The sequence below is a fragment of the Pontibacterium granulatum genome, assembly GCF_029961155.1.
GTDB classification, from domain to species: Bacteria; Pseudomonadota; Gammaproteobacteria; order Pseudomonadales; family Balneatricaceae; genus Pontibacterium; species Pontibacterium granulatum.
The window spans coordinates 224,963-243,859 of sequence record NZ_JASBRH010000001.1; the positions used below are offsets into that span (position 1 = coordinate 224,963).

The 18,897-nt window shown below is 52.4% G+C and carries 19 protein-coding genes; 4 read left to right on the plus strand and 15 right to left on the minus strand.

Annotated elements, in window-relative coordinates; translation table 11 throughout:
• Positions 1-4 precede the first annotated feature (4 nt).
• The 12 genes from lpxA to rpsB form a co-directional block, all read right to left on the minus strand.
• On the minus strand, positions 5-775 hold the full coding sequence (gene lpxA, locus QKW35_RS01085) for an acyl-ACP--UDP-N-acetylglucosamine O-acyltransferase (protein ID WP_345774471.1): 771 nt from the start codon (positions 773-775) through the stop codon (positions 5-7).
• Positions 776-777: 2 nt separating this feature from the next.
• On the minus strand, positions 778-1,215 hold the full coding sequence (fabZ, locus tag QKW35_RS01090; RefSeq protein WP_282350228.1) for a 3-hydroxyacyl-ACP dehydratase FabZ: 438 nt from the start codon (positions 1,213-1,215) through the stop codon (positions 778-780).
• Positions 1,216-1,221: 6 nt separating this feature from the next.
• Complete coding sequence (gene lpxD, locus QKW35_RS01095; RefSeq protein WP_282350229.1) at positions 1,222-2,262, minus strand: UDP-3-O-(3-hydroxymyristoyl)glucosamine N-acyltransferase; 1,041 nt, start codon at positions 2,260-2,262, stop codon at positions 1,222-1,224.
• Positions 2,262-2,759 (minus strand): OmpH/Skp family outer membrane protein, encoded by a 498-nt coding sequence (locus QKW35_RS01100; protein ID WP_282350230.1) that lies wholly within the window; start codon positions 2,757-2,759, stop codon positions 2,262-2,264. The genes lpxD and QKW35_RS01100 overlap by 1 nt, the downstream gene beginning before the upstream one ends.
• Positions 2,760-2,768: 9 nt before the next feature.
• Positions 2,769-5,093, minus strand: coding sequence for an outer membrane protein assembly factor BamA (gene bamA / locus QKW35_RS01105; RefSeq protein WP_282350231.1), 2,325 nt, complete (start codon positions 5,091-5,093; stop codon positions 2,769-2,771).
• Positions 5,094-5,144: 51 nt separating this feature from the next.
• Positions 5,145-6,500: an RIP metalloprotease RseP gene (gene rseP / locus QKW35_RS01110; RefSeq protein ID WP_282350232.1), complete on the minus strand. Its 1,356-nt coding sequence runs from the start codon at positions 6,498-6,500 to the stop codon at positions 5,145-5,147.
• Positions 6,501-6,513: 13 nt separating this feature from the next.
• Positions 6,514-7,326, minus strand: a complete 813-nt coding sequence (locus tag QKW35_RS01115; RefSeq protein WP_282350233.1) for a phosphatidate cytidylyltransferase — start codon at positions 7,324-7,326, stop codon at positions 6,514-6,516.
• Positions 7,319-8,068 (minus strand): polyprenyl diphosphate synthase, encoded by a 750-nt coding sequence (uppS, locus tag QKW35_RS01120; protein ID WP_282350234.1) that lies wholly within the window; start codon positions 8,066-8,068, stop codon positions 7,319-7,321. The genes QKW35_RS01115 and uppS overlap by 8 nt, the downstream gene beginning before the upstream one ends.
• Positions 8,069-8,135: 67 nt before the next feature.
• Positions 8,136-8,693 carry a ribosome recycling factor gene (frr, locus tag QKW35_RS01125; protein ID WP_282350235.1) on the minus strand — a complete coding sequence of 186 codons (558 nt, stop codon included), beginning with the start codon at positions 8,691-8,693 and terminating at the stop codon, positions 8,136-8,138.
• Complete coding sequence (pyrH, locus tag QKW35_RS01130) at positions 8,683-9,441, minus strand: UMP kinase (RefSeq protein WP_282350236.1); 759 nt, start codon at positions 9,439-9,441, stop codon at positions 8,683-8,685. The genes frr and pyrH overlap by 11 nt, the downstream gene beginning before the upstream one ends.
• A 100-nt stretch (positions 9,442-9,541) precedes the next feature.
• Positions 9,542-10,399, minus strand: a complete 858-nt coding sequence (gene tsf, locus QKW35_RS01135; RefSeq protein ID WP_282350237.1) for a translation elongation factor Ts — start codon at positions 10,397-10,399, stop codon at positions 9,542-9,544.
• Between the two features lie 114 nt (positions 10,400-10,513).
• A complete protein-coding gene (gene rpsB, locus QKW35_RS01140) occupies positions 10,514-11,254 on the minus strand; it encodes a 30S ribosomal protein S2 (protein WP_282350238.1) in 741 nt (246 codons plus the stop codon).
• A gap of 319 nt (positions 11,255-11,573) precedes the next feature.
• Here rpsB and map point away from each other — a divergent pair, with 319 nt between their 5' ends.
• The 3 genes from map to QKW35_RS01155 are packed head-to-tail and all read left to right on the plus strand — an operon-like array spanning position 11,574 to position 15,396.
• Positions 11,574-12,344 (plus strand): type I methionyl aminopeptidase, encoded by a 771-nt coding sequence (gene map, locus QKW35_RS01145; protein WP_282350239.1) that lies wholly within the window; start codon positions 11,574-11,576, stop codon positions 12,342-12,344.
• Positions 12,345-12,359: 15 nt separating this feature from the next.
• Positions 12,360-15,065 (plus strand): [protein-PII] uridylyltransferase, encoded by a 2,706-nt coding sequence (locus QKW35_RS01150; protein WP_282350240.1) that lies wholly within the window; start codon positions 12,360-12,362, stop codon positions 15,063-15,065.
• A gap of 34 nt (positions 15,066-15,099) precedes the next feature.
• A complete protein-coding gene (locus QKW35_RS01155; RefSeq protein ID WP_282350242.1) occupies positions 15,100-15,396 on the plus strand; it encodes a DUF1244 domain-containing protein in 297 nt (98 codons plus the stop codon).
• A 61-nt stretch (positions 15,397-15,457) separates the two neighbouring features.
• On the opposite strand, the gene QKW35_RS01160 is transcribed toward QKW35_RS01155, so the two are convergent.
• Both QKW35_RS01160 and QKW35_RS01165 read right to left on the minus strand, forming a co-directional pair.
• Positions 15,458-15,925, minus strand: coding sequence for an LPP20 family lipoprotein (locus QKW35_RS01160; protein WP_282350243.1), 468 nt, complete (start codon positions 15,923-15,925; stop codon positions 15,458-15,460).
• An 11-nt stretch (positions 15,926-15,936) separates the two neighbouring features.
• Positions 15,937-16,596, minus strand: coding sequence for a FlgO family outer membrane protein (locus QKW35_RS01165; RefSeq protein ID WP_282350244.1), 660 nt, complete (start codon positions 16,594-16,596; stop codon positions 15,937-15,939).
• 151 nt (positions 16,597-16,747) lie between these two features.
• On the opposite strand from QKW35_RS01165, the gene QKW35_RS01170 reads away from it, so the two are divergent.
• Complete coding sequence (locus QKW35_RS01170; protein ID WP_282350245.1) at positions 16,748-17,962, plus strand: flagellar assembly protein T N-terminal domain-containing protein; 1,215 nt, start codon at positions 16,748-16,750, stop codon at positions 17,960-17,962.
• A 16-nt stretch (positions 17,963-17,978) separates the two neighbouring features.
• On the opposite strand, the gene QKW35_RS01175 is transcribed toward QKW35_RS01170, so the two are convergent.
• Positions 17,979-18,635, minus strand: a complete 657-nt coding sequence (locus QKW35_RS01175) for a YiaD family glycine zipper/OmpA-like lipoprotein (RefSeq protein WP_282350246.1) — start codon at positions 18,633-18,635, stop codon at positions 17,979-17,981.
• Positions 18,636-18,897: the final 262 nt, after the last annotated feature.

The window sequence follows — 18,897 nt, forward strand, 5'->3', positions numbered from 1 at the left end:
TACCCTATCGGATAATGCCGCGTGGAGAGTTCTTCAGGAAGGAGATCAACGGAGCAACCTCAGGTGTCTTCAAGGCCATTTCCTGAAGTGCATCCAAAGCTTGCTCGACGGTAAGCTTCTGGCGGTAAATCACTTTATAGGCACGGCGCAGCTCTCGCAGTGCGTCAACAGAGAAGCCTCTGCGCTTAAGACCTTCGGCGTTAATACCATGAGGCTTCGCTGGGTTACCGGTCGTCATAACATAATCTGGTACATCTTTCAGCACCACCGTTCCGGCGCCACACATCACATGTGAGCCGATATGACAGAACTGGTGAACGGCTGAAAATCCGCCCAAAATAGCCCAATCACCGACATGCACATGTCCGGCCACTGCTACATTATTCGCCATAATAACGTTATCGCCGACCACACAATCGTGGGCTACATGAGCATTGGCCATAAACAGGTTATGGCTACCGATGATCGTTTCGCCTTTATCCTGAACCGTGCCCCGATGAATGGTTACACCTTCACGGATTGTGTTGTTATCACCGATTACCAGCGTTGTGGGTTCACCGGCGTACTTCTTATCCTGGCAGTCCTCGCCCACGGAGGCGAACTGGAAGATACGGTTATTTTTGCCGATTGTAGTCGGCCCCTTGATGACTACATGCGGGCCAATAACCGTTCCAGCACCGATCTCCACATTCGGCCCCACTATACTCCAGGGGCCTACCTCGACATCATCAGCAATAGTTGCAGACGGATCGATAATGGCACGGGCGTCAATCAAAATCAGACCTTCCTATCAGCACAAAGAATGGTGGCGGAACTTACCATGTCGCCCTCAACCGTTGCTTGCACGTCAAACTTCCAGATGCCACGACGCTCGGAAATTACTTTAGCTTCCAGCTTCAACTGGTCACCAGGCACCACTGGACGCTTGAAACGCAGCTTGTCAGAGCCAACAAAGTAATAGATTGACCCATCCTGTGGCTTCTTGTCCATAGTTTTGAAGCCCAGAATACCCGCTGCCTGCGCCATCGCTTCCACGATCAATACACCTGGCATAACAGGGTGATCTGGAAAGTGACCATTAAAGAACGGCTCGTTCACTGTCACATTCTTAATCGCAACGATGGAATCACCTTTCTCCAGCTCCAATACCCGATCAACGAGCAGAAACGGGTATCGATGTGGCAAGTATTCGCGTATTTCGTTCACATCCATCATTGTCGCTTAACCTTTAGACCTATCAAGTTTTTCTTCCAGAGATTTCAATCGTTTGGCAAGTTCATCTAACTGACGAAACCTCACCACACTCCGCTTCCATTGTTTATGGGGCATCAAACCGGTTCCTGACGAATAGGCACCAGCCTTGGTAACAGACTTAGTAACCAGTGACATCGCCGTGATATGGGTACCATCTGCTATATCCAGATGACCGGTAATACCTGCACCACCCGCTACCGTACAGCGGGCGCCGATTTTAGTACTTCCGGCAACCGCAGTACATCCTGCAATTGCACTATCTTCACCGATAATCACGTTGTGAGCGATCTGAATCTGATTATCGAGCTTGACGCCATCAGCAATAACCGTATCTGCAAGCGCACCACGATCAATCGTAGTACCGGCACCAACTTCAACATTTTCTCCGATACTCACACCGCCCAATTGACTGATCTTGACCCATTTACCGTTATCCGGGGCAAAGCCAAAGCCATCAGCGCCAATTACTGCACCACTGTGGATAAGTGAGTGAGCACCCACCTTAATATCATCATATAGTGTTACGTTGGCATTAATTCGCACGCCCTCATCGATCTGGCAGCGCGCGCCCACAACCGTATTGGGACCAAGATATACATCTTTACCGATAACACTCTCTGCGCCCACAACAACATTCGCACAGAGCTGGGCTGATTCAGACACTTTTGCACTGGGATCTATTTGAACGCCATGCGCGATTCCGGCGTTAAACGCTCCCCGACGCTCAAAATACTGACTGACAGTGGCATAACCCAGATATGGATTGCTCATAACCAATGCAGAGCAAGGCGCGTTATCGGCATGTTCCTGCGCTACCAGCACTGCACTGGCCTGCGTGTTACGCAGGCTATCGAGATAACGTGGGTTGGCAAAAAAAGAAAGCTGCCCGGATACCGCGTCATCCAGCGTCGCCAGACCTCCAACCACGCAGGCCGGATCTCCTCTCAGCTCAGCACCGAGAAGTGTTGCCAGTTCATCAAGACGGAAAGAGCGGACTGTCGTAGACATTACTGCTTGTTCAGAAGGTCCACGACTTTAGCGGTGATATCCAACTCCGGTTTAGCATAGGAGATAGCCGAACGATTGAGAATAATATCGTAACCTTCCTGCTGGATAAGGTCGTTTACCACCTTATCCACTTTGGGTCGCATCTCATTCATAAACGCCTGTTGACGCTGCAGACCCTCCTGTTGCATCTCTTTGCCACGGCGCTGGTACTCGGCAAATGCCTTCTTGAACTGTTCCTGAAGCTGTTTAAGCTGCTCAGGCGACGCAAGTCCACGGTTAGCATCCAGCTTTTCCTTCGCTGCTTTAGCCTGCTTCTCCAGATCAAGGAGTTGCACCTGCTTATCGGCCAGCTCTTCTTTCAGACCCGCATCAAACTGTTTTGCTGCCTCGGTCGCGCGCAAAGCCTGCATCGCATCCAGCACAACAACCTTTTCCGCCATCACTTGGCCACTCAATAACGCGGCCAGCAGAATTCCGGTGATTTTTAACAACTTCATATCCTCTCCTTAGAACGTCCGGCCAAACGAGAATTGGAACAGCTCGGTATCATCGCCACTCTCTTCGTTGAGCGGCGTCGCCAACACAAATGTGAGCGGCCCCATTGGGGTGATCCAGCTGAACGCCAGACCTGTGGTGTAACGAATTTCATCAAACTCGATACCCTCTTCACAGTTTGTCGCTGAGGCACCACAACTAGTATCAAACACGTTACCCGCATCCAAAAATAGAGATGTACGGGTGCTGTTACCTTCTGCAAATGGCGTAGGGACAATCAGTTCCAAGCCACCGGTCAGCAGAATATTGCCGCCAAACGGATCCGCGCTGGCACCGTTACGTGGTGTGTCTTTAGGCCCAAGAGAGTTCGCTTCAAAGCCACGTACAGATCGAATACCACCCGCAAAGAAGTGTTTGAAGAACGGATACTGGTTACCACCCAAGTCATCGGCGTAACCAATACGGGTCCAAACCTTACCAACCCAGCGCTCAGACTCTGTCAGCGGTTGGTACATACGCAACGAGTAGCGGGCCTTGTAGTAAGTCAAGTCACTGCCTGGCAAGCCCAGTTCAAGAGACGCGTTCTGCACATAACCATCAGTCGGAAAGACACCCCGGTTCAGGTGGTTATCACTCCAACTGACATTACCGACCAGTCCAAGATAGTCATCACCTTCATCGGCTACAAAGTCGATGATCTCCTGAGGAGTCGTACTGTTCGTTTTAAGACCTGTCTGTTCAAGTGTCGCGCCGAAGTTTAAACGCTGGAATTCATCAATAGGGTAACCAAAGTTTACCCCCGCACCCAGCTCATCAGTCTCGTAGGAAGACACATCATCTTCATCAAAATCACGTTCCCGATAATAAAGCTTGTAACCACGGCTCACCCCATCAACGGTGTAATACGGGTCGTTACTACTGAATCGATACTCAGTCGTGGAGTCGGAATTTGTAATACCAAACGCAACTTTACGACCACTCCCCAGGAAGTTGTCCTGTTCCACACTCAAACCAAGGATCAGACCTGAACCCTGAGAGAAACCTACACTTGCAGAGAAAGAACCCGATTGCTGCTCAACCACCGTGTATTCCAGATCGACCTGGTCGGATGTACCTGGAACGGGGATAGTTTCAACGTTTACCGTGGAGAAGAAGCCCGTGCGCTCAAGGCGAAGTTTGGAGGCATCAATATTTTTGGTCGACGCAACACCCGCTTCCATCTGACGCATTTCACGGCGAATGACTTCATCTGATGTACGGGTATTACCGCGGATAACGATGCGTCGCACATATGTACGCTTACCCGGATCTAGGAAGTAGTTCAGCGTAACCGTGTTGTCGTCATGAATTTCTGGGGAAGGCGCTACGTTCGCAAACATATAACCCACGTTGCCCAACTTACGGTTCAGGGCTTCCTGTGACTTAACCATGCGATTGCGGGAGAAGGTATCGCCAGCTTTTACGGTGATCACCTGCATCAACTCTTCTTCCGGCACCACCATTTCACCAGCAAGGTTGACGTCTCGAACACTGTATTTTTCACCCTCCGTGATGTTTACAGTAATATAAACGTGCTTTTTGTCCGGGGTGATAGAAACCTGGGTAGAGTCGATGGAAAACTTGATATAGCCCTGGTCCATGTAGAAACTGCGCAAACGTTCGAGGTCACCCGCCAACTTTTCACGTGCATAGCGATCATCGTCGGTATAGAAAGACCAGAAACCTGGCAACTGCAGTTCAAACTGCTTTTTGAGGGTTTCATCATCAAACAGCTCATTACCTACAATATTGATATGCTGAATGCTGGCAACTTTGCCTTCCTTAATTTCGATATTCAGGGCTACGCGATTACCCGGCAGGTTCTCGACCTCTGCATCCACCTGAGCTCCGTAACGTCCTTGAGCGGCATAGATACGCACCAGATCCTGCTGGATCTGTTCCAACGTAGCCCTTTTAAACACGTCCCCTTCTTTCAGGCCACCCTGTTTCAGACCTTCAAGGAGCTGCTCTTTCTTGAGCGCTTTGTTACCTTCAAGGCGAATCAGCGCAATCGAAGGACGTTCGCGCAGTTTGAGAATCAGTACACCATTTTCACGCGCCAACTTCACATCATCAAAGTATCCAGACGCAAACAGTTTACGCACAGCCGTTGACAAACGTTGTTCATCAACCTGTTCGCCATTGCTGATTGGAAAGTGTCGAAATACCAGACCAGGTGCAACCCGTTGCAGTCCCTCTAATCGAATATCGGTTACTTCAAAGGCGCCTTGTGCACTGCTGAACGTGCTCGCCAGAAAGACGATAACTGCGGCAAACAGCCTGTATCCTTGTTTCATGAAGTACTTCTTTAACAGTAGATTGGTATTACGGACCCTTCCCGGCCCAGTTCAAAGTCGCATGACGTCGTTGATGATCGCAATGCTCATCAGCGTAAAGATAATTGCCATGCCCAAGCGAAGTCCCGCCATCTGGATCCGCTCACTGACCGGTTTACCGCGCAGGAGCTCAACGGTGTAGTAGAACAGATGGCCACCATCCAGCATAGGAATCGGCAACAGGTTCAATACACCCAAACTGATACTGAGATAGGCAAGGAATCCGATAAACTCTTCCATACCGGACTCCGCTGAAGCACCGGCCACTTTAGCAATGGTAATCGGACCACTCAAGTTTTTTACTGAAATGACACCTTCAAGCATCTTCCAGATGGAATCCAGAATCAGCGTAATCATCTGCCAGGTTTTCCCGATGCCTTTACCCAGCGATTCCAGGACTCCAAAACTAATCACACGCTGCTGCTCAGGCGGCCACGCCACCTCAGCCACGCCAGCACCGATGTAGCCGATCGTTGCATCACCGGTTTGGCGAACCATTGGACGCACATTGATAATCAGCTCATGACCATCCCGATCAACAAGCAGAGCCAGGTTCTCGCCCGGTGAACGCTGCACATATTCAACCAGTGCGTACCAGTCTTGAATCGGCTCTTTGTTGATCTCCAGAACATGATCACCCGCCCGCAACCCTGCCTGAGCAGCCACACCTTCATCCAGCAAGCGACCGACAACCGCCGGCACCTCCGGGCTCCAAGCCACCAAACCCAGGGCGTTCACCGGTGATTGCGACTCTACATCAAACGTCCAGTTATCCAGCTGAACAACGTACTCTTCCGGCAGCGTAACACCAGGGTATTGCATACGCAGGTTAAGGGCGCCGCTCTCTCCGATGCGCGATGCCAGCAACAGATTAACTGACTCCCAAGAGAGCGCCTCCTTCCCATCGACGGCTGTAATTTCACCGCCAGGGCGCACATCCGCCAAGGCTGCCGGGGAGCCGGGAACCACATCCGTCACAGTCGGCTTAATAGCATTCACGCCATAAACAAACATGAACCAATAGGCCAGCACGGCAAAAATCAGATTCACTGCGGGTCCGGCACCAACTACGGCGATACGCTGCAAAACTGGCTTACGGTTAAAGGCCTGGGATTTGAGGGCTTCAGGGACCTCGCCTTCACGCTCATCCAGCATACGAACGTATCCGCCAAGGGGAATTGCGGCGAGTACATACTCCGTACCACTGCGACGACTGCGCCAGCGGAAAAGCGACCGCCCGAAACCGATTGAGAAGGTGAGGACTTTTACACCACAGCGACGTGCAACGAAGAAGTGCCCCCACTCGTGAATCGTAACCAGGATACCTAGGGTTACCAGTGTAGCCAGCAGGGTTTGCAAAAGATCCATAAGCGGCATTAACTCAGTTCAGGGTAACGAACTGCACGCCCAGCACAAACAAAGGGGCGGCAGCGGTCAGGCTATCCATCCTGTCCAGAATACCACCATGGCCCGGTAACAGCTGACTGCTGTCCTTCATGCCCTGATGGCGTTTCAACATACTTTCAAAGAGATCCCCCAACACGGAGATCATCCCGGTTACTACGCTCAGCAGCACCAGGTAGACCAACGATTGAACATCAAGTTCAAACCAAAACGAAAAACCAAGCCCTACCAGAACACAGGAAAGCAAACCGCCATACAATCCCTCCCGGGTTTTACCGGGACTCACCGACGGCGCCAGTTTATTTTTACCCAGGGATTTGCCGGTAAAATACGCCCCGACATCTGCTGCCCACACCAGTAACAATAACATCAGGATCAGTTCGGTGCTCAGCCCCCAGGACTTAAGCTCACCAAACGCAATCCACACAGGTAGCAGGACGGCGTATCCCATCAAGACGCGAACCCCCACCGGCGCCCACCCCGACGTACTCGGATAACGAATGACCCAGACCAGCGCCAACACCCAAAAGAGCAGACCAGCCGTCAACAACGCGGTAACAGGAAGTACAGCCTCAAACTGATGCAAAAGCACTAAAGCCAACGCTACAGTGACGATAAAAAACGCTTTATCTTTAACCCCTTTTAACCCGGAAAGCCGCGACCACTCCCAGGCTCCCAACAGCAGCACGCCGTCGATAACCAGCAAGAACCAATCTTTAGGGAAAAGAAACAGAACAACCAGCGCCAGCGGCGCCAGAACTATGGCAGTAAGAAAACGAGCTTTAAGCACCTTTATCCGCCTCTAATTGCTCACTGGTCCGCCCAAATCGACGTTCTCGTCCGGTAAAGTCATCGATCGCTTCTATCAAGCGCGCCTTACCAAAGTCAGGCCAGAAACAATTGGCGTAGTAAAATTCGGTGTAGGCAAACTGCCAGATCAGGAAGTTACTTATACGCTGCTCGCCTGCTGTACGAATACACAGATCCGGAGCGGGCAACTCGGCCAAGTGCACATAACTGCCAAACAGCTCCTCGTCGATCTGGTCAGGCGTCAGCTCACCACTAACACAACGCTCCGCAATCACTTTTGCGGCGTTCACAATATCCCAGCGGCCGCCGTAATTTGCGGCAATATTCAGCTGCAGGCCGGTACAGGATTCTGTTAGCGCCTCAGCTGCTGCGATTTTTTTCTGCAAAGAGGCACTGAATCGGGCTTTATCCCCAATCACACGCAAACGAATATTGTTCTTATGCAGTTTTTTCACTTCGCGATCCAGCGCGAACATGAACAACTCCATCAATCCTTTTACTTCAACCGCTGGTCGCTTCCAGTTTTCAGAACTGAACGCGAACAGGGTCAGCGCTTCGACCCCTTGTTCAACACAACCGGTGATCACCTCACGGACAGAATCAACACCCGCCTTGTGGCCAGCCAAGCTTGGGAGTCCTCGGCTTTTTGCCCAGCGATTGTTACCATCCATGATAATTGCAATATGCTTGGGCGGCGGATTTATTTTGGCGGAATCGGTCATAGTCTTATTCGAAAAGGGCAGATAGCGGGAAACTGCGGGGCACCTATGAAGCGCCCCGCCGAAATCATCAGATTTCCATCAGGTCGGCTTCTTTCTGCTCCAGCAGCTTATCAACCTGTGCAACATACTTGTCGGTCAGCTTCTGGATCTGATCTTCACCGCGACGCGCTTCGTCTTCGGTCAGCTCCTTTTCCTTCAGCAGCTCTTTCAGATCACCGTTTGCATCACGACGGATATTACGGATCGCGATACGTGCATTCTCTGCTTCTGCGCGTGCCTGACGAATATAACCTTTACGGGTTTCTTCGGTCAGAGCAGGCATCGGTACACGAATGTTTTCACCAGCAGTCGCCGGGTTCAGACCCAGATCAGACTTCATGATCGCCTTCTCGATCACCGGCACCATTGGTTTTTCCCAAGGGATAATAGACAGTGTACGCGCGTCTTCAACGGAGACGTTTGCCACCTGCTGCAGTGGAACATCAGAGCCGTAGTAAGGCACCATGATGGAATCCAACAGGCTTGGATGCGCACGACCGGTACGAATCTTCTTGAAGTTATCTACCAGTGCATCAGCACTCTTCTGCATACGCGTTTCCGCGTCCTGTGCGATCTCATTCAGCATATTTTTCTCCCACCTCGACGCATGAATCGATCAGTGTACCTTCGTCACCGCCCAGTACCAGATTCGCCAGCGCACCCGGTTTATTCATATTAAAAACGCGAATAGGCATGTCATGGTCACGGGTCAGACAGATCGCCGTCAAATCCATAACACCCAATTGTTTTTCGATAGCCACATCATAGCTAACGTGAAGATATCGTTTGGCAGATGGATCTTTCATCGGATCAGCCGTGAAAACACCATCAACCTTAGTAGCTTTAATTACGACATCCGCCTCTACCTCAATTCCGCGCAAGCAAGCAGCAGAATCAGTTGTAAAGAACGGGTTACCCGTACCGGCAGAGAAGATAACCACATCTCCCTGACTCAAGTAACGCATCGCATTACGGCGATCATAATGATCTACAACACCGCTCATTGGAATGGCGGACATAACACGGGTAGCAATATTACTGCGTTCCAGTGCATCGCGCATCGCCAGCGCGTTCATCACGGTCGCAAGCATCCCCATATGGTCACCGGTCACTCGATCCATACCGGCCGCGCTCAGCGCAGCACCTCGAAACAGGTTACCGCCACCGATTACCATACCGACCTGAACACCAATACCCACCAACTGGCCAATTTCCAGGGCCATACGGTCAAGCACTTTCGGATCAATACCGAAATTCTCATCCCCCATCAACGCTTCGCCGCTAAGCTTCAGCAGTATCCTTTTGTATTTAGAATGTTTTTCAGTGGCAGGCATCTAAGAATTCTCCGCTCGAAATGAGGTCACCAGAGTGTATCAGGAAAAGAGTAGGTTGCGCATGCGCCAAGTCATGCGCAACCGGAGGTATCCGGCGTAATTAGCCTTTCAGCTGAGCCGCAACTTCTGCTGCGAAATCAACTTCTTCCACCTCAATGCCTTCACCCACTTCGATACGGGTGAAAGATTTAACCACTGCGCCCGCTTCTTTTGCGAACTGACCCACTTTCAGATCTGGGTTTTTAACGAATGGCTGCTCAACCAGGCTGTTTTCAGCCAGGAACTTATTGATACGGCCAACAACCATCTTCTCAGCGATCTCAGCAGGCTTGGAAGCCATATCAGGCTGAGCCAGGATGATCTCTTTTTCTTTCGCCACAACGTCTTCTGGCATGTCTTCTTTGTTAACCACCTGCGGGTTAACAGCAGTTACATGCATTGCAACATCTTTTGCTGTTTCAGCGTTACCGCCTTCCAGAACTACGATAGCAGCGATCTTGTTGTTGCTGTGAACGTATGCGTCTACAACGTCACCTTCTACAACGAACAGACGACGAACAGTGATGTTCTCACCGATCTTCTGAACCAGTGCTTCACGTGCAGCAACCAACTCATCAGTCATCAGTGCTTCAACGCTGTCAGCTTTAGAAGCTACAGCTGCTTCAGCAACAGTTTCCGCGAACGCAGCAAAGTTTTCGTCACGCGCAGCGAAGTCGGTCTCGGAGTTAACTTCAACAGCAACTGCGGATTTGTTATCAGCAGCTACTTTGATTACCACGATACCTTCAGCAGCAGTACGGCCAGCTTTCTTAGCAGCCTTCATGCCGGACGCTTTACGCAGCTCTTCAATCGCCGCGTCGATGTCGCCGCCAGCTTCGGTCAGCGCTTTTTTACATTCCATCATGCCCAGACCAGTGCGGTCGCGCAGTTCTTTCACGTCCTTAGCAGAGAATGCCATGTTGAATACCTCTATAAATAGGATTAACGCTTAAAATCAAAATCGAAAAAAGGGGAGCAACGCTCCCCCTTCATGCCTGGCACGCAATAGTATCAGGCATCGTTGACAGCAGGATTACTCTGCAGCTGCCTGATCTTCTTCAACTTCTACGAATTCGCCTTTAGCGCCACCCGCAGCTTCAGCACCTTCCAGGCACGCATCAGCAGCAGATTTAACGTAGATCTGAATAGCACGCAGAGCATCGTCGTTACCTGGGATAACGTAGTCAATGCCGTCTGGGTTGCTGTTAGTATCAACAACACCAATAACTGGAATACCCAGTTTGTTAGCTTCATTGACTGCGATACGCTCGTGATCAACGTCGATTACGAACAGCGCGTCAGGCAGACCGCCCATGTCTTTGATACCGCCGATGGAACGTTCCAGCTTATCCATTTCACGCTGACGCATCAGCGCTTCTTTTTTGGTCAGCTTTTCGAAAGTACCATCCTGAGCCTGGGATTCCAGATCACGCAGACGACGGATAGACTGACGGATAGTCTTGTAGTTAGTCAGCATGCCACCCAACCACCGGTGGTTGACGAAAGGCATACCTGCGCGTTCTGCTTCTTCTTTCACGATCTTGCTAGCAGCTCGTTTGGTACCAACAAACAGAACCTTGTTCTTGTTGGAAGCCATACCCTGAACAACGTCCAGTGCACCGTTCAGTGCAGGCAGAGTGTGCTCCAGGTTGATGATATGAATCTTGTTACGAGCACCAAAGATGAACTTGGACATCTTTGGGTTCCAGTAGCGAGTCTGGTGACCGAAGTGAACACCTGCTTTCAGCAGGTCGCGCATGCTAATTTTAGCCATTATAAAATCCTGTAGTGTTTTGGGTTAAACCTCCACGTTCCCCATCGCCCAACCCCTTTAAAGAGGCACCCTGAACGACGTGACGGAGCGTGTGTGTTATGTATTGCGCAAAGCGCATTTTTCGAGCGCGGATTTATACCACAACACCCTCTATTTTTAAAGGGCGCATTCGCTTTCACCGGCAGCATTGCTACAATCTGGCAACAAGCTGCATCCCGGTTATAACTTTTTATACGAAGAGCGGTACTGCGCGCTGTCCATATAAGGCAGAATAGCTTGTATACAAGTTCTGTGTTGAGTGTTTAACGGACCCCTGAATATGACCATTAAGATCAAAACCCCCGAAGAAATCGAAAAAATGCGCGTGGCAGGCCGCATGGCCGCAGAGGTTCTGGAGATGATCGAACCTCATATCCAGGTGGGCGTGACAACCAATGAATTGAACCAGATCTGCCACGATTACATCGTCAACGAACAGGATGCGATCCCCGCCCCACTGAACTACCACGGCTTTCCCAAATCGATCTGCACCTCAGTAAACCAGATTGTCTGCCACGGCATCCCGAATGACAAACCACTGAAAAGCGGCGACATCATCAATGTGGATATCACCGTTATCAAAGACGGCTACCACGGCGACACCAGCAAGATGTTTTTTGTAGGCAAGGAACAACCGCACGCCCGTCGCCTGGTCGATATTACGCTGGAGTGCTTGTACAAGGGGATTCGCCTGGTGAAACCGGGTGCTCGTCTGGGCGACATTGGCGCAGTAATTCAGCAGCACGCCGAGCAAAACCACTACTCCGTTGTGCGTGAATATTGCGGTCACGGCATTGGCGCCGAATTCCATGAAGATCCGCAGGTCCTGCACTATGGCAAAGCAGGCACCGGCGCTGAACTTCAGGAAGGCATGATTTTTACCATCGAGCCAATGATCAACGCTGGCAAGCGCCATGTAAAACTGAACAAACACGATGGCTGGACAGTAGAAACCACCGACCGCCGACTGTCCGCCCAGTGGGAACACACCATTTTGGTCACTGCTGACGGATATGAAGTGCTTACCCTACGCGAAGGCGAAAAGATTTAACTACCGGACCCTCCCATGTCAAACGCTGCTGCTCACCATCAGGTTGCCGACATTGAACTGTTCAACGTCGAGGAATTTCGCAAGGCTCTGGCTAAGAGCAGCCAGCCCATTCCCGTCCTGAAACAAACCCTGAAGGATGTACGGGCGCGAATGGATGAACGCTTCCGGCAAGGCGAAGATATCCGCAAACTGATCTACGGTCGCGCCTGGGTTATGGACATGGTGCTGGAAGCGATCTGGCAGCGCTTTGACTGGCCCGATAGCCAACATATCGAATTGATCGCCGTGGGCGGATACGGCCGTGGCGAACTACACCCCTGCTCCGATGTGGATATCCTGATCCTGATCGATGGCATCGAAGCGGAAACCTACCACGATTCAATCAGCGGTTTTCTTACCCTGCTCTGGGACATCAACCTGGATATCGGCTCCAGCGTCCGCACCATAGGCGAATGTTACGAGGAAGCGCGTAACGACATCACCATCGCCACCAACCTGATCGAATCCCGCACCGTGGTTGGCAGCGGCGACCTGCACGCCCGCATGTACGACGAAGTGACATCAGAAGGCGCCTGGACCGACAAAGAGTTTTTCCGTGCCAAGATCGACGAACAAGAGGACCGCCACGAAAAAACCAACAACACAGAATACAATCTGGAACCGAACCTGAAGAACTCCCCCGGAGGCCTTCGCGACCTGCAAACGATCGGTTGGGTGGCAAAAAGGCACTTCGGCTCCACATTTATTCGAGACTTGGTGGACGACGGCTTTCTCACCGAGAGCGAACTGGATACGCTGAACAAAGGCGAACTATACCTGTGGACGGTGCGTTATGCGCTGCACATGGTTTGCAACCGCCACGATGACCGCCTGCTATTTGACCACCAACGTGCATTGGCCGAAATCTTCGGTTACGAAGACTCCGAAGGGGAGCTAGCCGTCGAGCAGTTTATGAGCAAGTACTACCGCGTTGCCAAAGCAATGTCGGAGTTCAACCATATGCTGCTGCAACACTTCGACGAGGCGATCCTACGCACCGAAGACGAGCAGGTGTTCCACCCGCTCAACAAGCGCTTTCAGATCCACAATAACTTTATCGAAGTCACCTACGACAAGGTGTTTGAGCACCACCCGTTTGCTCTGATGGAGATCTTCGTCCTGATGGCGACCAATCCACAGATCAAGGGGGTACGCGCATCCACCATCCGCCTGATCCGTAACCATCGCCATCTGATCGACGACGAGTTCCGCAACGATATCCGCAACACGTCGCTGTTTATGGAGCTGCTGCGTTGCCCGGACCGCGTCTCTACTGAACTGAAACGGATGAACAAATATGGCATCCTCGGCCTGTACCTGCCGGAGTTCGGCAAGATCGTGGGCCAGATGCAGCATGACCTGTTCCATATCTACACGGTGGATGCCCATACCCTGAAGGTGATCCAGAAAACCCGACAGTTCCGCCACCGCGACTTCCGCGAGCAGTTCCCAATCGCCCACCGCATTGTGAACCAGCTGCCGAAAATCGAACTGCTCTACATCGCGGCTCTCTACCACGACATCGCCAAAGGCCGCGGCGGCGATCACTCAGAGCTGGGCGCCGAGGACGTAACCACGTTCTGCGAACGCCATCACCTGGGTCGCTGGGATACCCATCTGGTCGCTTGGCTGGTACGCAACCATCTGCTGATGTCGATGACCGCGCAGCGTAAGGACATTTCCGATCCGGAAGTTATCCACACTTTCGCCAAGCAGGTTCACGACATTGTGCACCTGGATTACCTTTACGTGCTCACCCTGGCCGACATCAACGCCACCAACCACACCCTTTGGAACAACTGGCGTGCCACCCTGATGCGCACCCTCTACACTGAGACCAAAACAGCGCTGCGTCGCGGCCTGGAAAACCCGGTACAGAAAGAGGACCTGATTGAGCAGGTACAGCATGAGGCAATGATGATCCTGTCCCGGCAGGGATTGGACGAGGCCGAAGTTCTGGAGTTCTGGGCAACGCTGGGCGACGACTACTTCCTGCGCGAAACAGGCAAAAGTATCGCCTGGCACACCCGTGCCATCCTTGAGCACCACGATCCGGATGCTCCGCTGGTATTGATCCGGCAGACGTCGTTGCGACTGCACGAAGGCGCAACCGAAATCTTCGTCTACATGAAGGATCAGCCAAACCTGTTTGCAGCGTCCGTGGCCACCCTCGACCAACTGAACCTGAGCATCCAGGACGCCCGCATCATCGTCACCGACGACCAACTGACCCTCAACACCTACACCGTGCTGACAGCGGAAAACCAACCGCTATCGGAAAACCCGGACTACCTGAACACCATTAAGCAGCGTCTGGTCGAGGAGCTGGATGACCCGGAAGACTATCCGGAAATCATCCACCGCCGAGTACCACGCCAGCTGAAGCTGTTTGCAACACCGACCCGCGTCACCATCAGCACCGACCCGGTCAGTCAGGAAACCCTGTTGGAAGTACTTACGCCGGACCGTCCGGGGCTGCTGGCGCGCATCGGCCGGATTTTTGTCGAGAATCACGTATCGGTGCGTAAAGCCAAAATCACCTCCATCGGCGAGCGGGTAGAGGACTTCTTCTTTATCACCGACGAATCAAACCAGCCGATCTCTGACCCTGAACTATGCCAGCGCCTGCAGAGCGACATCTGCAAGCAGCTGGACGAACACATACAACAACAAGAAGCCTGATGCATTTGCATCAGCTAAGCGAGCTGACAGTACTATGGATAAACAGACTCAGACTGAAATTGAAGCGGCTGCATTCCGCCGCCTGCTGGCCCACCTGGACAACCGCAAAGACGCGCAGAACATCGACCTGATGATTCTGGCAGGCTTCTGCCGAAACTGCCTGGCCAAATGGTACCGCGCCGAAGCGGAAGAGCGCGGTGTTGAGATGGACTATGAGCAGGCCCGCGAAGTGATCTATGGCGAGCCTTACAGCAGCTGGAAAGAGAAATACCAGCTGGACGCTACACCGGAGCAGCTGGCGCAGTTTGAGGCCACCCAAAAGAGCAAATAAACATAAAAAACGGGCAGTTCGAACTGCCCGTTTTCTATTTATTCAGCGCACGCACTTAGCACTACTGACTGGTTTTAACCCAGGCTCGCTGCAGCTGATTCATATCCACTTCCAGCACCGTCGCATACACATCGTCCTGCACTGGATAGGTTTTCACTACACGTGCGCCACGCACAATCCCGGACACCGCAGTTTTGAACTGATCGTTCTGCACCACCATATCCCGCACCGCCGTGGTACCAAAGAGATACTGACCATGCACAATCGCCGTCAACTCCTGATACGCACGCAACTTTGATGCCCGCATCGCCTGAATCATCTTGTGCTCTTTGGTCTTACCGGACTGCAAACTGATCGGTGCATAACCGGTCGCTCGCACCCATTCAGGCTCACGCGCTTCAACCACTGTGGTATTCTGCGGCGCATCCGGCAGTGCCTCCGCAAAATCCACCAGCGAACGAGAGGCCGTTTCGCAACCCGCTAATAATGCCCCTACCAGAATCAGAGCGGACGCTTTTGCATTATTCATCGGTTTTCCCATTACTGCCCTACCGGCCCCAAACTGTTTTCAATGATCATACCCTTCTGCATCGCCTTGATTGGATCGTACCCCGGTGTACCACCCTCCAACCGGCTGTCCGGCAAATGAGTCTGCCCTGACGCCAGGACCTGACGAGTCGTGGTGTCCAACACACGAGCATTCACCACGATACCGTCGGGATAACGCGCATAGGTGCCGGTCAGCAGGAAATAGATACGGAAGCGATTGCGCAGGCTGGACATGTTCTGCTTGGTCAGCGGGTCTCGTGCTGTGGTCAGCAGGCTCACCGCCCGGTAGTCAATCAGGTTGTACTCGTTTTGCTGCAACTGGTAGACAAAACTTTCACCTAAACGCTCACCCAATGCACCGTTGTAACGCTCACGGGCACGACTCAGATCAACAAACGGCATCACCGCCATCGGCAAGCGACGCACTCGGTTCATCTGCAACCCGTCCTGTAACTGAATAGCCAGCTCGGCCACGGCCTCACTAACCGGATCGTAAATCTGATCGCGGGTCGCAATACTGGAGAGTCCCGCACTGCTGATCACAGGTTCCTGCACAACAGGCTCTGGCGCCACAACCGGTTGCGGTTCCGGACCGAAACCTTGCCAGGTACACCCGCTCAGCAGAAAGGAGAACAGCAGAAGCTTTTTCATGATGTAGAATCCATATCTCGACTGCAGACAATCTACCACACTTTTACCTGCAGGTTCGCCCATCGGTTCCGCCTGTGCGCCAGTTTACATCCCCGGAGCATTTGCATACTGTTAACGGAACATTTACTTAGTTGTCGGTCAGCCGCTGAATATGTTTAACCTGTTACTCAAATATTCCCTGTTCGTAGCCCTGATGCTCACCCACCTGGTGGCGCAGGCATTGACCGTAGAAGCGGAAGGTCAGGCGGTCATCCAGGACAACAACCTGGGACCCGCCCGTAAGGCCGCGATTACCGCCGCCACCCAGCAGGCCTCCATGCAAGCCGCAGTCTACGTTTCCAGCAGCCAGCAGGTACGGGACGGGATTCTGGAGATCGACAACATGCAGATTACCACTCTGGGCCAGGTGGAAAACGTGCAGGTTCTCGAAGAGAGGATCGTTGGCAATATCCTGGTGGTGCGCATCAGCGCCGATGTGTTGACCGACACCGGCTGCAAGGATGGCACCAGTGACCGTTTCCTGAAATCTATAGCGATCACCGCATTCCCGCTGGAACACCCGACACAGGGCAACCTTGGCGGGTTGGGCGACACGGCCTGGGAGATGCCCAATCTGATCGCCAGCAAGCTCGCCGCCCGAGGGAACCTACGCCCGTTTAAAGCGAGCCACCTGAATATTTATCCGATATTGCAGACATCCCCAAGCCGACAATTGGATGACGGGGCACTGACCTCTGTGGCCGCCAATGTTAACAACCTTGATACACAGTTCATCGTGTCAGGCGTGATTCGTGATATGGCGATGGTGGATCCCCGCACCCATGCCGAAGACAACTATTTCGTCGACCTCTACAACCGCCTGGACTACCGCAGCCGCAAACATCTGCGCAACTTCCAGCTGGACCTGTTTATCCACGACGGTTTCAGTGGCGCCCTTTTGATGGAGCGCCGCTACCAGACCCTGGGTATATGGAGTCTGCCGCAGGAGCTGCGCGCGGGTTTCAACAGCCAGGCCTTCGCCAATCAGGAGTACGGCCAGGCAGTTTCAAAACTGTTGCAGGAGATGGTAGACGAAATGGAAAGCAATCTGCGCTGCCGCCCATTTTCGGCCCGCATTACGCACACAGAAAACAATCAGATCTGGTTTAAGGCGGGCACCAGCTCAGGCATCAAGCAAGGTGACAAATTCAGCGTTCTGCACCGCTCCACCTTCTACGATGTACAGATGCGGCCGACCCATCAGTTGACCGACACCAATCGCACCCTGGTAGTGGATGAGGTGCACCCAAATATGATCAAGGGGCACCTGGTGAATATCGCCCAGCATCAGAACATTCTGCCGGGCGACATTGTGGTTTCGAAATAAGCGAGTCTGGTTTTAATCAGGCACGCTGGCCACGAATATTGATCTCAACGCGGCGGTTCAGGGCTCGGCCTGACGCCGTTCCGTTATCAGCGATCGGGTAACGCTCGCCGTAACCCTGCGTACTGATACGCAGACGTTCGATACCGGAGCCGGTCAGGTAGTTAGCCACCGCCGCCGCGCGAGCTTCAGACAGCTGCTGGTTGTATTCAAAGCTACCGGTACTGTCCGTGAAGCCATCGACAGACATCACTGTTTTATCAAACTTCATCAGCACCTTCACCACGGAATCCAGCACCGGGTAGAAACTACCGTCGATACGGGTTGAGTCGGTTGCGAAGGTGACGTTACCTGGCATGATCAGACGGATCTCGTCCCCCTGACGCTGCACACTCACACCGGTACCTTCCAGCTCCTGACGCAGCAGTGCTTCCTGCTGATCCATGTAATAACCAATACCACCACCGACAGCACCGCCCACCAGCGCCCCCGTCAGCGCACCTTTGCCGCGATCTTTCTTACTGGACACTGCTGCACCCAGCACTGCCCCTGCTACGGCACCAATACCGGCACCGGAAGCGGTGTTGCTGGTCTTCTGTTCACGGGTATATGGATCGATTGTCTGACAACCGGAAAGAACTGCCGCAGTCACACACACATAAATAAACTTTTTCATCACAAGCTCTCACAAAAAAAACGTTATCGGCACCCAAGCCCTGCAATGCTTTCAAGTCTAAAGGCAATACCTGAACCATAGCTTAAATGGGATCACATACCGCATATCTGTAAAGAATTCTTTACAAATTCCAAAACCCGTCATTTATCCCTAGTCACCCCCCTGAACAACCGATAAAATGACGGATCGGTAACAGAAACCAAGTTTTGAACACCTCTACCCAAGAAAGGTGTCATAAAGTTTGGTTAACTGGGCACCCAAG

Coding starts and splice junctions, on each gene's coding strand:
- fabZ (WP_282350228.1), bottom strand. CDS start 1,215: ATGATGGATGTGAACGAAATACGCGAATACTTGCCACATCGATACCCG.
- lpxD (WP_282350229.1), bottom strand. CDS start 2,262: ATGTCTACGACAGTCCGCTCTTTCCGTCTTGATGAACTGGCAACACTT.
- QKW35_RS01100 (WP_282350230.1), bottom strand. CDS start 2,759: ATGAAGTTGTTAAAAATCACCGGAATTCTGCTGGCCGCGTTATTGAGT.
- bamA (WP_282350231.1), bottom strand. CDS start 5,093: ATGAAACAAGGATACAGGCTGTTTGCCGCAGTTATCGTCTTTCTGGCG.
- rseP (WP_282350232.1), bottom strand. CDS start 6,500: ATGGATCTTTTGCAAACCCTGCTGGCTACACTGGTAACCCTAGGTATC.
- uppS (WP_282350234.1), bottom strand. CDS start 8,068: ATGACCGATTCCGCCAAAATAAATCCGCCGCCCAAGCATATTGCAATT.
- frr (WP_282350235.1), bottom strand. CDS start 8,693: ATGCTGAATGAGATCGCACAGGACGCGGAAACGCGTATGCAGAAGAGT.
- pyrH (WP_282350236.1), bottom strand. CDS start 9,441: ATGCCTGCCACTGAAAAACATTCTAAATACAAAAGGATACTGCTGAAG.
- tsf (WP_282350237.1), bottom strand. CDS start 10,399: ATGGCATTCTCTGCTAAGGACGTGAAAGAACTGCGCGACCGCACTGGT.
- rpsB (WP_282350238.1), bottom strand. CDS start 11,254: ATGGCTAAAATTAGCATGCGCGACCTGCTGAAAGCAGGTGTTCACTTC.
- map (WP_282350239.1), top strand. CDS start 11,574: ATGACCATTAAGATCAAAACCCCCGAAGAAATCGAAAAAATGCGCGTG.
- QKW35_RS01150 (WP_282350240.1), top strand. CDS start 12,360: ATGTCAAACGCTGCTGCTCACCATCAGGTTGCCGACATTGAACTGTTC.
- QKW35_RS01155 (WP_282350242.1), top strand. CDS start 15,100: ATGGATAAACAGACTCAGACTGAAATTGAAGCGGCTGCATTCCGCCGC.
- QKW35_RS01160 (WP_282350243.1), bottom strand. CDS start 15,925: ATGAATAATGCAAAAGCGTCCGCTCTGATTCTGGTAGGGGCATTATTA.
- QKW35_RS01165 (WP_282350244.1), bottom strand. CDS start 16,596: ATGAAAAAGCTTCTGCTGTTCTCCTTTCTGCTGAGCGGGTGTACCTGG.
- QKW35_RS01170 (WP_282350245.1), top strand. CDS start 16,748: ATGTTTAACCTGTTACTCAAATATTCCCTGTTCGTAGCCCTGATGCTC.
- QKW35_RS01175 (WP_282350246.1), bottom strand. CDS start 18,635: ATGAAAAAGTTTATTTATGTGTGTGTGACTGCGGCAGTTCTTTCCGGT.